The following is a 14,088-nucleotide window of genomic DNA, read 5'->3' as shown; positions in this document are numbered from 1 at the left end:
GCGCGAAGGGCGGGGCCCTGCATCTGCACCGGCAGGGCCGGCAGGGCGGTCTCCGGCGATCCGCTATGATGGCCGGCGATGCTCCGCCGCCACGCCCTGCTCCTCGCGTCCGTCCTGCTCGCGCCGGCGTGCGTGCGGCGGGCCGACGAGGCGCGGCCGCCCGACGGCAGCCACGCGCGCCGCGACCCACACCCGCACGACGGCCTCGAGCACGAGCACGTGGAGAGTGACGGCGAGCTGAACATCAGCCCCGCGGGCAAGCCGTGTCCGGGGCCGGAGGGGCTGGTGCGGGTGCGGGTGCTGGACACCACGGCGCTCGAGGAGTCTGACCCGCTGGCCTTCGTGCGCGAGCCGGAGCTGCGCTTCGTGGTGATGCTCGCGGTGGTCGAGACGCTGGTCGGCGAGGCGATCGGGTCGCGGCTCGGGGTGCTGGTCCACAGCCCCACCCTGTTCGCGGGCAAGGTGTGGGGCCGGGACGGCTCGCCGGAGAAGAACCCGGCGATGCTCGAGCTGCGGTGGTCGCACAAGTACTGCATGTTCGAGGTGATGCAGTTCCAGGCGCCGCCCTCGGCCCACGCGGACGCCGCCAACGAGGCGCCGCGGGTGCACTCGACCGTGCTCGGACAGTGACGGGTTAACGACGAGAGGCCCACGCGGACGCACGCGACGGTGCTCGGGCAGTGACGCGTTAAACGCGAGAGCCCGCGAGGCGAACCCCGCGGGCCCGGGTTCAGGCGCTGACTACAGCTCGCCGATCTGCTTGAGGAAGTCGGTGGCCTCGGTGCAGTTCGGGTCCTCCATGAGCGCCTTGCGGCCCCACAGCACGGCCTTCTGGCGGTCGCCGCGGCGCTCGGCGATGTAGCCCTGGCGCAGGTAGGCGACGGCGCGGCTCATCGGCGCGGCCTCCATCAGGGCGATGCTGCGGAGCACGCGGATCGCCAGGTCGTAGTCCTCGAGCTTCTCGGCCAGGGCCGCGAGCTCGACGGCGACGTCACCGTTGTTGCGGTCGGTGTTGTGGGCCTCCTTGAGCCAGTGCAGCTGCTGCTCCTGGTTGCCGGCCGAGGCGGCGACGGCGGCCTTGCGGTACTGCAGGACGCACAGCTCGGGCGAGCGGCGGCCCTTCATCGCGTCGATCGCGGCGTCGAGGATCGCGTCGGCGTTGTCCTGCTGCTTGGCCGCGGTGTAGGCCTCGACGAGCAGGAGGTTGACGGCCTGGTCCGAGGGCTTGAGCGCGAGCGCCTGCTTGAGCGCCTCGGCTGCGGAGGCGGCGTCCTCGTCGAGCAGGAGCTCGCCGGCCTGGCGCAGCATGAGGAAGCGGGCGCCCTCATCCTCGATCCCGCTGGCCTCGCCGATGAGGATCCGCGCGAGCGCGGGGTAGTTCTCCTCCTCCTCGTAGATCTGCTTCAGGCGGCCGCGTACGGCCTCGTTCTGCGGCTGGGCCTGGTGGGCGACCTCGAGGCCGGCGCGGGCGTCCTCGGGGCGACCGACCTTGCCGGTGGCCTCGACGAGTTGCAGCACGGCCTCGATCTGGGCCGGGCCGGTCTCGGCGGCGACGAGCTTGGTGACGCTGGCGACCACGTCCTCCCAGCGGCCGGCGGCGCGGTCCATGTCCATGAGCATGCGCAGGGCCTGGGTGTCGCCGGGCTCGCGCGCGACCCACTCGGCGAGGGCGACGCGGGCCTGCTCGCCGGCGCCTTCCTTGCCGAGGATCTCGACCAGGCGCAGGGTGGCCGCGCGCTCGCCGGCGCGGTCGCTGCGGCGGGTGGCGGCGCTGCGCCAGCGCTCGAGGCCGTCGACCAGGTCAGGGATCAGCTCGGGGCCGACGACCTCGTAGGCGCGCTCGAGGTCCTGCGCGGCCTGGGCCTCGTTGCCGACGATCATGCCGAGCTCGGCGCGGCGCCGGAGGAACTCGACGAGGGTGGCCTGGTCGAGCGGCTGCCAGTCGATCGCCTGGGTCAGCTCGTCGATCGCGGCCTGGTGCTCGCCGGTGTCGGCGAGGCGATTGACCAGCTCGCGGAGCAGGACCATGTCGATCGGGTCGTAGCCGCAGGCCTTGCGCAGGACCTCGGCCGCCCTGGCCGCGTCGCTGAGCTTGTCGGCGTACAGCTCGGAGGCCTCGCGCAGCAGGCGGACCGCGTCGGTCGGCTCGATCGCGCGGTCGGCCGAGTCGACGAGCAGCGCGGCCAGGCTGGCCCAGTCCTCGCGCTCGCGGTACCAGGAGTCGAGGCGGGCGCGCAGCTCGTCGCTCTCGGGCGCGGCCTTGTAGCCGCGCTCGAGCACGCGGGCGACGGACTCGGGCTCGCCGAGCTTGACCCACTGGCTGGCGAGGTCGAGGGTGCGCTGGACGGCGGCGTCGCCGGTCTCGACGGCGAGCAGGCGCTCGGTGATCTCGGCGCGCTCGCGGTTGTCGTGCTCCGGGTCGAGCTGGGACAGCAGCGCCTCGATGAGCTCGCGGTTCTGCGGGGCGAAGTCGAGGGCGGCGCGGTAGACCGACTTGGCCTCGTCGGGCTGGGTGCGGCGGTGCAGCTCGCCGAGGCGCAGCGCGCTGGCCACCACGCCGTCGACGTCCTTGGCCTCCTGGGCGGTGAGCAGCTGCTGACCGAGCAGCTCGACCAGCTCCGAGTCGTAGCCGGTGCGCTCGAACACCGAGGCGAGCAGGCGCTCGGCCTCCTTGTGCGATGGCTCCTCCATCAACATGTCCTTGAGGAGGCGGACGGCGTCGGTCTCGCGGCCGATGTTGGCGAGCAGGGAGTGGACGAGCTCGAGGCGGAGGGTGTTGCGCTCTTTGGCGTCGCCGAGGGTCTGGAGGGTGGCCTCGACGAGCTGCTGGAGGCGGCTCTGGTCCTCGAGGCGCTTGTAGACGTCCATGAGCGGGAGCCAGACCTCGCGGTTGCTGGGGTCCTGGGCGAGCAGGTCCTCGTAGAGCTCGGCGGCGAGGCTGAGCTTGTCGGGCTGGGCGGCGGCGAGGCCGGCGAGCTCGAGGCCGAGGCTGAAGACCTGGGATGGTTCAGCGAGGCCGGAGGCGTCGCGGAGGTAGGCGATCGCGCCGACGAGGTCACCGGCGGCCTGATGCCGGCGGGCCAGCGCGAGCAGGGCCCAGATCGCGTGCTCGTTGCCGTCGCCGCGCTCGCGCGAGAGCTCGAGGGTGCGGCCGAGGAGGCTGGCGACGCGCTCGTCGTCGGCGCCGGTCTCGACCGCGAGCTCTGCGGCCTCACGTGCGACCGCGGGGTTGGCATCCTCGGCGGCGGCGCGGCGCTCGAGGAAGGCGAGCAGCTGGACCTTGTCGCCGATCTCACGGACGACGTGCTCGTAGAGCGCGAGCAGCTCGGCGTGGTCGGGCGCGGCCGCGAGGGTGCGGCGGAGGATCGGCTCGGCGACGCTGTAGCGCGGGTCGTGCTCGAGGGCGCGGCGCATCGCGGCGACGCCGGCGTCGCGCGACTCGGGCGCGGCGAGGTGGATCTCGGCGAGGCCGAAGGCCGCGCGGGCGCGGACCTCCGGGGTCATCGCGTCGTCGGGGGCGCTCGAGATGCGCTCGAACAGCTCGACCTGGCGGGCCGAGTCGCCGCGGGCGGCGGCGATGCGTGCGAGGCCCATCCAGGCCTCGACGACGCGGTGGCCCTGGGCCTCGACGCGGCCGTACATCTCTGCCGCGCGCTCGAGGTCGCCGAACTCCCGCTCGACGATCTCCGCGCTGCGGATCAGCAGGTCGGCGGCGACGGCCGAGTCGGCCTTGCGACGGGCGCGCTCGACGAGCGCGGTGAGGCTGTCGACGTAGCGTTGACTCTGGCCGAGGCGGGCGGCCTGCTCGGCGGCGGCGCGGTGGAGGTTGACGGAGCCGGGGGCGTCCTGGAGGGCCTGGAGGCGCAGGCCGAGGGCCTCTTCGGCGCGGCCGGTGGTGTCGAGCGCGTCGGCCAGCTCGCCGAGGATCGCGGCCTTCACCTCGCCCTCGGGGCCGTGTGACAGGCGCGAGCGCAGCACGCGGATGAGCAGCGGTGCGTCGCCGCGGAGCCGCAGCGTGCGCTGCAGCTTGCCGGCCTCGCGGTCGTCCTGCAGCGCGGTGTGGATCGCCGACTCGAGCAGCTCGGCGGCCTGGCCGTCCTGCTTGCGCGCGGCGGCGAGGCGGCTCAATTCGTAGAGCGCCTCGCTGATGCCGAGCACGTCGCTGTTGGCGTCGACGGTGCGGCGGCGGGCGGCCAGCAGCAGGGCCCGGTACGAGCGCTCGGCGCGGGCCGAGTCACCTGACTCCTGGGACAGCTCGGCCAACATCTGCAGGGCCGGGATGTTGGCCATGTCCATGTTGGTCGCGAGCTCGAGCTGGGCGAGGGCCTCGATGCGGTTGCCCTCGCCGCGGGCGAGCGCCGCGAGCTTGGTGTGGACGGCGGCGCGTTCGCTCGAGCGGCGGCGGCCGAACTCGGCGAGCAGCTGCTCGAGGATGACGCGGGCGTCGGCGTGGCGGTTGGCGGCCCACAGCGCGTCGGCGAGGCTCTGCAGCACGCCGCGGTCGTCGGGGACGAGGCGGCGCAGCTGCTCGAGCACGGGGATGGCGCGATCGAGGGTGCCGAGGCGGTCGCGGTAGATCGCGGCGGCCTCGTAGAGGTGGGCGAGGATCTGGGCCCGCTGGTCGGTGTGCGCCGCGGCGACCTGCAGCAGGGCGGCGAGCGGCTCCCAGGCCTGGGCGTCGCGGTAGAGCTTGAGCAGCAGCTCGCGCGTGCGCGACTCGCCGGGCTCCTCGGCGACGGCGCGCGCGAGCACCTGGGTGGCCCGCTCGCTGCGGCTGGCGCCGAGCAGGGCCTCGGCCAGCTGCAGCACGACGCCGGTGCGCTCGGGGCCGGCGGTCTTGTCGAGGCGCTGGGTCAGCCAGGGCACGGCCTCGGCGGGCTCGCTCCGGGCCATGCGCAGGCGGGCGAGCGCGTCGAGGGCGTCGAGGCGGGGCTCGAGGACGACGACGCGGCGGTGGGCCTCGAGGGCGCGCTCGACGTCGCCGAGGCGCTGCTCGGCCAGGGTGGCTAGCTGGGCCCACAGGCGGACGGCGCGGGGCTTGTCGCCGACGGCCTCGAGGCGTTCGGCGTGTTGGCCGAGGAAGCCGGCGAGCTCGTCGGGGCTGGCCTTGGCGGAGAGGACCTCGGTGAGCGCGGCGAGCGACGGGTCGTGGCCGGGTTGTTCCTCGAGGTTGCGGCGCAGCACCTCGATGCGACCGCCGCGCTGCTCGACGATGCCGACGACGCGAGCGATATCGAGGCGCAGCTCGAGCTTGCGGGCGGGGTCATCGGTGCGGGCCAGCTCGTGGTGACGCAGGGTGAGCAGCTCGGGGTAGCGCTCCTCGGCCTCGAGCAGCGCGCCGAGCAGACGCAGGGTCGCGAGGTCGTCGGGGCGCTCGTCGAGCACGCCGCGGTAGAGGGCGATCGCCAGCGTGCGCGCGCCCAGCTCGCCGTAGATCGCGGCGGCGCGCAGGCGCATCGCCTGCGAGGTCTCGGCGGCGAAGGGCAGCGTGGCGCTGCGGGCCAGCAGGTCGGCGGCCTGGCGGCGCTCGCCGGCTTGATCGTGGAGGCGGCCGAGCTGCTGCACGCCCCAGGCGACGCTCTCCTCGGGGCTGCGACGGCCGCGGGCGGCGAGGCCACGGTTCCACAGGGCGGCGGCGCGGTCCTTGAGGCGGTTCAAGATCTCACGCGAGCGCGGGGTGTCGCCGTCGAGGCCAAGGGCCAGCTCGGAGGCCTCGTAGAGCTCGTCGAAGTTGTCCTCGCGCTGGGCGTCGAGGGCGAGCAGGGTGTCGATGAGGGCCGCGTCGGGGGTGGCGCGCTGGAGCTCGGCGAGCTGAATGAGGCGCTCGAGCTTGCCGGGCTCGATCGCCAGGGAACGCTGCAGGGCCGCCATCGCAGCCGCCGCGTCGCCGCGGTGGTCGCGGTGCCACAGCGCGACGCGGGCGGTCAGGAGGGCCGCCGGAGCGGCCGGCAGGCGGGCCCGACCGAGAGCTGTCTCGAGGGACAGGGTGATGCCCTGCCAGCCGTCGTGCTCGCCGGCCTGGGCCTCGAGCAGGGCGAGCAGGGAGGCGTCGAGCTTCTCGTCGGCGGCGACCTGACCGACCAGCGCCGCGGCGGCGGCGTCCCAGCGGTTGACGCGAGCCGCCATGCGCACGGCGCCGCGGACCGCGTCGGGGTCGCCGGGCTCGATCGCCAGGACGGCCTGATAGGCGAGCAGCGCGGGCTCGGGCTCACCGAGCTTGTGCTCGTGGATGCGGGCCTCGGAGAGGCGGAGCTCGGCGCTGCGGCGCGGCTCACCGACGAGGCTGGAGACCGCCTCGCGGTAGGCCTCGACGGCGGTGCGCCAGTCGCCGGTCTGGTCGGCGAGGCGGACCAGGTCGCGCTCGAGCTCGCGGTCGCGAGGGATGCGGGAAAAGGCGCGGCGCAGCAGGGCGAGCGCCGCGTTGGCGTCGTGGACGTGCTGCTCCTGCAGGGCGGCCGTCTCGCGGAGGATGTCGGCTTGCTTGCGCGGGTCGTCGGTGCCGGCGAGGCGGGCCTCGACGATGCCGGCCAGGTCGGGCCACTCCTCGCGCTTGCGGTAGAGCTTGCCGAGCAGCTCGACGGCGGCGGGGCGGGCGACAGCGTCCTCGAGCACCGCGAGCAGGCCGGCGCGGGCGCCCGCGTGGGTCGGGTCGGCCGAGAGGGCGGCGTCGTAGCAGGCGACGGCGCGGGTGCTCTGGCCGAGCTGGCCGCGGTACACGTCGCCGAGGCGGGTCGAGAGGTCGGCGAGGGCGGCGGTCTCGCGACCGGCGGCGCGACCGAGCAGCTCGGCGAGGTCCTTCCAGCGGGTCACGCGGGACAGCAGGGCCGCGAGGGCCTCGACGGTCTCACCGTTCTCGCCGAACTCGCGCTGGATCGCGAGCCAGGTGGTGATCGCGGAGGCGGCGTCGTCGAGCTGCTGGGCCTCGAGGATGGCGACGCGGGCCAGGTCGGCGCGGCGCTGGTGCGGCGCGACCGGGCCGTTGGCGCGCTGACGCAGGGCGCCGACGAGCTCGGCCCAGCGGCTCAGCTGCTCGAGCAGGCGGATCGCGTGGCTGAGGGCCTCGCTGTCGTCGCCGTCGTGGCCGAGGCGAGCGCGCCAGCTGTGCAGCGCGCGCTCGGGCTCGCCGAGGTTCTCGGCGAGGCGAGCCGCGTCGCCGAGGACCTGGCTGCGGGCCGCGTCGTCCTCGAGGGCGCCGAGGCGCTCGAGCACGACGAGGCGCTCGGCGCTGCGACCTGTCTCTTCGAGCAGGCGATCGAGGATGCGTGCGACCCGCAGGGCGGTCGCCGCGGGGGCGGCCGACTCGGCGAGCACGCGGGTGTAGAGCTCGATCGCGGCGGCCGTGTCGTGCAGCGTGGCGTGCTGGACGTCGCCGGCCTCGGCGAGCAGGGCGACGCGGCGCTCGCGGTCGCGGGTAGCATCGGCGGCGCCGAGGAGGCCGAGCACGTAAAGGAGGAATTCGCCGGTGGTCTCGGCGAGGTGACGCAGGCGACGCTGGTCGTCGTGGGCATCGGGGGCGAGGCCGAGGAGAGCGACGTAGTGCTCCATCGCCGAGACGGCGCGGTCGATGGCGACGAGGCGCTCGCCGATCTCGCGATGGAGGGCGATCGCCGCGGCGGGGTCGGCGAGCGGGAGGGCGACGCCGAGGACGCGGATGACCTCCTCGGGGCGACGGGCGTCCTCGAAGCTGCTGCGCAGGAGGTCGAGGGCGCCGGCGCGGACGCTGGCGTCGGCGCTCTTGAGGACGATCAGCCGCTCGAGCAGCGCGGTGCCCTCGCGGTCGCCGGCGCTCTCCTGCAGGAGTGTGCGGACCTCCTCGAGCGCGAGCGCCGGGTCGTGCAGGCGATCGAGCGAGGCCTCGGCGATGCGGGCTTGCAGGCCCGCGGTGGCCTCGCGACCCAGGAGCTCGATGCGCCGCTTCCACAGCGCGACCAGGTCGCCCCACCGGCCCTGACGCTCGAGCAGGCGCTCGAGGCTGGCCTCGAGGCGCTCGTCGCCCGGGCGGAGGCCGAGCAGCTGCTGCATGTAGCCGACGGCGCGGTCGGCCTGGCCGGCGAAGTCGCGGGCGATGTTCGCGGCCTCCTCGAGCAGCTGCACGCGGCGGGCCTCGCCGACGGGGGCGACGAGGGTTTGGTCGTAGACGGCGAGCAGGTCGGTCCAGCGCTCGCGGAGGGTGTAGACGGCGGTGAGCTGGGCGAAGGCCCACTCGGCGCCCGGCTGCACGGCGAGGACGCGGAGGAGGACGCGCGCCAGGCTGGCGTTGTCGTCGCCGAGCCAGGCCTCGTGGAAGGCGGCGGCGCGGCGGCCGAGGCGTTCGATGGCGTCGGGTGAGAGGTCGTGGGCGAGGGCTTCGCGGTAGGCCGCGGCGACCTCGTCGACGCGCTGGAGGATCTCCGCGAGCTGCTCGGCGAGCGCCCAGTGGTCATTCTTTTCGGGCTCGCTGCGCGCAGCAGCGAGGGCGGCGGCGAGGGCTTGGTCGTCAGTGGAGTGGGTTGCCATCGGAAGCCTCGAGTGAGTCGGACCTGAGGTATCGAACCGCGGACAGTGCAGCTGCGGCGCGACGCGTATGCATGGGCGCCGCACGGCCGTGCGGCGTGAAGGCGAGGTTCGCACCATACCAGGCTTTTGCGTCAGCGCGGGCCGTGGGCCGGTCGCAAGTCCTGCTCGAGCAACGGTTCGCGCGAGCGGGCGCAGACGGGTGCGGGCGCGCTCGCGAGCCGAGAACGACGCATATACAGCGATCGCTTGCGAGCGCGATCGTGACAGCGATCGCGGGTCGCGGATCCGCGCGAGGGATCTACGTTCCGTGGGGACCAGTAGGGTTCGCGGACCTCCGGACGCTCGCGGTGTTTCACCGCGTCATGCCGCGCGCTCGGCCTCGGCGAGCCAGGCACGCAGCCAGGCGTGACAGCGCGGGAGCACGGCCTCGGGGTCGAGCTCGAGGGTCTCGGGCATGCGCGCGAGCAGGTGACCGGCGATGCGATGCGGCGCCCAGGGCTGGCGCATCACCCAGCGCCAGTCGTCGGCGACCTCGGCCCGGCGCTCGCCGGGGAAGCCGGCGGCGACCCGCTCGGGCGCGCCGAGCTGCTGTTGCAGCGCCGCGACCTCGGCCCGGCGCAGGGTGCTGCGCGCGGGCTGCAGCAGGCGGCGGTCGATCGCGTAGATGAGGAGGACGATGAGGAAGCCGGCGAGCTGCTCGAGGCGGGCGCGCAGGGCCCCGGTGAAGCAGTCGCTGTAGTGGATCGCGGTCCGGCGGGCGCGTTCGAGGTCGGCGATCAGCGCCGGTGCGCCGCAGGGCGTCAGGCGGGCCGCGAGGTTGAGCGCGAGGTCGAGGTAGGCCCCGCGTTCGCCGGGCTCGTCGCGCGTGCCGTGGCTCCGCGGGTGACGCGGGCCGACGCCCTCCTGCGCGAGCACGAGGTCGAGGGCGCTGTCGAGGTCGAGGTCGCGAGCGGCGGCCATCTCCATCACGATCGCCTGCAGGGTGGTGTCGTCGGCGGCGAGGCTGACGAGGCCGAGCTCGAGCTCGAGGAAGCGATGGAACAGCTCGCGGACGGGGCGGAGCTCGGTCGGTGAGCTGTCGGCATAGAGCGCCGTCGCGGTGACGGGCCCGAGGGTGCCGCCCTCGGCGAGCAGCAGGCCGAGCGGGAGGGCGCGCAGCAGCGGCGCGACGCAGGGGCCCCAGGCCGCGTCGAGGGCCGCGAGCGCGAGCAGCAGCGGGCGCGGACGCAGGGCCGCCGGCCGCATCTCGACCAGGCGCTCGCGCGCGGGCACGGCCCGGCGCAGCACGAAGATCGCCTCGGGGCCCCACCAGCCGGCGTGGTGGCCGAGCCAGACCAGGCGCGCCATCTCGTCGTCGTGGCCGTCGACGCAGCGCGAGCGCGGGACCCTGACCGGGCTGTCCGCGAGGACAGGTCGCAGAGGACAGCCGCCCTCGGCCCACGCGCGCGTGGCCGCCAGCAGGAGGCCGCTGCCGGTCGGGCCGAGCCGGACGTCGCGGCCGAGCGCCTCGCCGAGGTCGACGTGGTCGCAGGCGACCGCGACGGCGACCAGCGCGGCGAGCCAGGCCCGACGAGTCGGCATGTCGAGGGCGCTGTCGGGGTCGGCGACGACGCGCGCGAGCAGCTGGCGGTGCGCGGGGTGACCGAGGTCGAGGCTGCCGAGCATCGCGTGGTGGAGCTCGGCGAGGGTGCCCGGGAGCTCGGCCGTGCCGGCGGACAGGACGGCCAGCACAGCGAGGTCTGCGGGCCTGCGCGTGAGGGCGGCGAGCGCGGGCCGGGCGAGCATCGCGGCCTTGAGGCGCTCGGGTGTGGCGCGGCCCCAGGCGCCGTCGATGCGGCCCCAGCACGCGAGGAAGCGGTCGATCGGCGGGCGGGTGAGCGGCAGGACGTGGAGGCGGCGCAGCAAGCCGCCGACGAACGGGGTCGACCTCGGCTCAGCAGATCTGTCGCCATCGCCGACGCGATCGACGCGATCGCCGACTCGGTCGCCAGTACGATCGGGATCTCCCGTGGAGCTCGCTATGGGCAGCCCCTGCTCGCAGAGGGCGGCCTGCTCGGGGAGGTCGTCGTCGCGGCTGCTGACGATGACGCGGACGCCGGCCGTGGCGAGCTCGCGGGCCCACGCGAGCACGGTCTGTTGGGCGGCGAGCTCGCGCAGCTCGTCGACGCCGCCGAGGATCACCAGCGGATCACAGGGGCCCGCGCGCAGCGGCGCCGCGCGCCAGCTGCGGTCGATGTGGCGCCGGAGGTCGAGCTCCACCGCCGACCACCAGCGCTCGATCGCCTCAGCCACCGACAGGCCGTGCCACGGTCCGGTGAGGCCGAGCATGCAGATCGAGGCGCGCGTGGCGTTGCCGCAGACCAGCAGGGGGATCGGGATCTGCGGCCGATCGGGCGGACGCGCCGAGCCGCACAGGCCGAGCACGAGGTCGTGCAACAAGGTGCACACGCCGGTGCGCGCCGGGCCCACCACCCACAGTCCGCGGCTGTCCCCAGGGACCTGTCCTTCGAGCCAGGTCTCAAGCCGGGCACCCGCGCCAGCCAGCTCGGCCTCGTCGATGTCCTCGGCGAGCGGCTCGGTCCCGAGGCGCAGCTCGCGACACAGCTCGTGCCACGCGACGGCCTGGTCCGGGGTCATGAGGTCGTCGACCAGCGTGTGCCCCAGCCGCCACTGCAGCCAGTGCAGGTAGGTCTCGACGGCCCCCCGCGTGCTCATGCGGCGGACCTCCGTTTGCGCCGGAGCAGCAGGGCCAACAGGGCCAACGCGCCGCCGCTGGCCGCCTCGCCGCCGCTGCAGCCGCAGGCCCGGCGCTCGCGGCAATCTTCGGCGGCCGGCCTGCCCCCGGCGGGAGCAGCGGGAGCAACGGGCACGCCCGCGGCGTCGGGAGCAGCTTGCTGCGGCCGCGGCCCGGCGTCACGCAAACCAGCGACGCCGAGCTCGGCGAGCAAGGGGCCAGCGTCCTCGACGCGGTCGAGCAGCCACAGCATGTAACGGAGGTCGACGATGACGTTGCGCGAGCGGGCGGGGTTGTAGCCGAAGTCGCCGGCGATGTTCTCCCACACGCGATCGAAGTTGAGGCCGACCAGCTCGCCGCGGCCATTGATCACCGGGCTGCCCGAGTTTCCGCCGGTGGTGTCCCCGTTGGCCAGGAAGTTGATCGGCAGGTCGCCGAGCGCGGGGTCGGACCAGTAGCTCTGCGCGGCGCTGCCGGCCTGCGCGAGCACCCGCTCGGGCAAGGTGAAGGGCGAGCTGCCAGTGAGCTTGGCCAGCTGCCCGGTGAGCGTGGTCTGCGGCGCGGCGACCAGCGCCTCGCGCGGGCTGTAGCCGCCGATCGTGGCGTAGGAGAAGCGCAACGTGCCGTTGGCGTCGGGGTAGACCGGACCCTGCCTGACCGTGCGCAGCATGGTGAAGTAGCGTGGTCCGACCCGCGCGCCGCGGCCAACGCGAGCCTCGCCGCGCGCCTCGTAGGCCTCGATCTCGAGCACGAGCGCGCGCGCGAGGACCACGATCGGGTCGTTGCTGCGCGCGAGGGTCTCCTCGTCCGCGGCGAGCAGGGCGAGCGCGACCTCGCGGTCGGCGAGCCGCGAGCCGGAGATCCTTCGCCGCAGGCCCGGCACGAAGGCGTCGCGCTGCGTGAGCGGACCGCTGGCATCGGCCAGCAAGGGCGCGAGGGCGGCGATGCGGGCGGCCTCCGGCACGGCCGCGGCGCGCACCAGCAGCGCCGCGAGCAGCTGGGCGTCGACCTCGGGGTCGAAGTCTCGCAGGCGCCGCTCCACGCGGTCGCGCAGGCGCTTGGCGTCGCGGTCCATGAAGCCGCTGACGCGCTCGAGGTCCGGCTTCTTGGCCTCACGCGCGCGGCGGACGACGTCGATCGCCACGCCAAGGAGATTGCCGGCGTTGCCGAGGCTGTCGAGCAGGAACTCGGCGGCGAAGCCGTCGCGCCGCTCCTGACTGATCGCCCGGATCTCCGGCAACACATCAGCGAAGCCGGCGTTCTCGGGGCGCGCAGCCCACTGCTCGAGCGCGGCCTCCTCGAGCTTGCGACGCTCGACCAGCTTCATGGCCCGCAGCCCCGCGATCATGCCCTCGGCGTTCTTGTGGCGGTTGGCCAGGCTCTTCTTGCTGGCCGCGACCTTGATCCCGAGCGCCGGGTCGCGCCCGCCGAGCGCCTCGAAGATCGCTATCCACTCGCCGTACAGGTCGATGCGGGCGGGGAACACCTGGTCGATGTAGCGCTCGGTCTCCACGACCGGCAGATAGCGCTGGGTGCTGCCCGGGTAGCCGAGCACGGCGACGAAGTCGCCAGGCTTCACGCCGGTGTGCGCCGGCCGCAACCACTGCACCGGCCGGTAGGGCACGTTGCTCGCGCCTTGCTCCGCCGGCTGATTGTCGGCGCCCGCGTAGGCGCGCAGCAGCGAGAAGTCGCCGGTGTGCCGCGGCCACATCCAGTTGTCGACCTCGCCGCCGAACTCGCCGATCGCGGCCGGCGGCGCGTAGACGAGGCGGACATCGCGGAACTCGCGGTAGGTGAAGCGCTGGTACTGGCTGCCGCTGTAGAAGGTGGCGACCTCGCAGCGCAGCTGCGGCCCGGCCTTCTCGCACTCGTCGACGATCTGCTTGCGCGTGCGGTCGATCGCCTGGGCTCGCGCGCGGTCGTCCGGGGCCGCGTCGGCGGCGGCCTGGACCCTCGCCGTGACGTCATCGATCCCCTCGAGCACCCGCACGCTGAGGTCCTTGCCCGGCAGCTCCTGCTCGCGGCTGCGGGCGACGAAGCCGTCCTTGAGATAGTCGTGCTCGACGCTGCTGTTGGCCTGGATCGCCCCATAGGCGCAGTGATGGTTGGTGGCGATGAGGCCGTCGGCGGAGATGAAGGCGGCCGAGCAACCGCTGAGGTTCACCGCCGCGCGCATCAGGCCGCCGCCCTCGCTCCACAGCTGCTCCGGCGCGAGCTCCAGGCCGAGCTCGCGCAGCCGCACCTGATCGAGCTCGGCGATCTGCGAGGGCATCCACTGGCCCTCATCGGCGCGAACCGACCCGGCCGGGACCACCACGACTGCGGTGCCGGCGAGGACGAGGGTGCGAGAGAGCAGGGCGAAGCGCGGCATCGTCGCCACCTTACACCACTTTCACCGCCCCCTGAATGGGCTCACAAGCCAACGGCCTCGCGTGCCCGGCGGGCGAAGCTGAAGTGCAGGCCGAGATACTCGGCGAACTCGACCAGGACCATCAACGGCCCCATCAAGAAGGAGATCGGCCGCTTGAGCAGCGCTGGACGGTTGCCCTCGATCTTGTGGCCGGCGATCTGGATCGCCCAGCCGACCACCTGTCCGCCGACGAGCAGCGCCCAGTCCTGCCACCACAGGCCGAGCACCGCAGTCACGATGAGCAGCGGCACGCCGAACATATGCGTGAGCCGGTTCAGCGGGTTTCTGTGCTCATGAAGATAGAAGGCAAACTCGCGGGTCCAGAAGTCCGAGAGCGCGGCGATGTGCGGAGGGGCGGTCGACGAGGTGCTGGCCATGCAGGAGGTCCGTGAGCGTTGTAACCGATCGCGCCGCGTCCTGTCACGAGCACGAGCTGCATCGACGGTTG

The 14,088-nt window shown here is 74.1% G+C and carries 5 protein-coding genes; 1 reads left to right on the top strand and 4 read right to left on the bottom strand.

The features are described from left to right. The first annotated feature begins 78 nt into the window (after window positions 1-78). On the top strand, window positions 79-630 hold the full coding sequence (locus tag IPJ59_RS19075; RefSeq protein ID WP_293253166.1) for a hypothetical protein: 552 nt from the start codon (window positions 79-81) through the stop codon (window positions 628-630). 111 nt (window positions 631-741) lie between these two features. Here the strand turns inward: IPJ59_RS19075 and IPJ59_RS19070 are convergent, their stop codons facing one another. The 4 genes from IPJ59_RS19070 to IPJ59_RS19055 form a co-directional block, all read right to left on the bottom strand. Further along, window positions 742-8,496, bottom strand: coding sequence for a tetratricopeptide repeat protein (locus tag IPJ59_RS19070; RefSeq protein ID WP_293272803.1), 7,755 nt, complete (start codon window positions 8,494-8,496; stop codon window positions 742-744). Between the two features lie 360 nt (window positions 8,497-8,856). After that, window positions 8,857-11,211 (bottom strand): hypothetical protein, encoded by a 2,355-nt coding sequence (locus tag IPJ59_RS19065; protein WP_293272802.1) that lies wholly within the window; start codon window positions 11,209-11,211, stop codon window positions 8,857-8,859. Beyond that, the gene (locus IPJ59_RS19060) at window positions 11,208-13,601 is read right to left on the bottom strand and encodes a S46 family peptidase (RefSeq protein ID WP_293272801.1); all 2,394 of its coding nucleotides are present in this window, start codon (window positions 13,599-13,601) and stop codon (window positions 11,208-11,210) included. The genes IPJ59_RS19065 and IPJ59_RS19060 overlap by 4 nt, the downstream gene beginning before the upstream one ends. A gap of 41 nt (window positions 13,602-13,642) precedes the next feature. Continuing rightward, on the bottom strand, window positions 13,643-14,017 hold the full coding sequence (locus tag IPJ59_RS19055; RefSeq protein ID WP_293253154.1) for a DUF962 domain-containing protein: 375 nt from the start codon (window positions 14,015-14,017) through the stop codon (window positions 13,643-13,645). Between the last annotated feature and the right edge of the window lie 71 nt (window positions 14,018-14,088).

The organism is Nannocystis sp. (assembly GCF_016714285.1).
Lineage (GTDB): Bacteria > Myxococcota_A > Polyangia > Nannocystales > Nannocystaceae > Nannocystis.
This window is presented reverse-complemented; position numbering and strand designations above follow the sequence as displayed.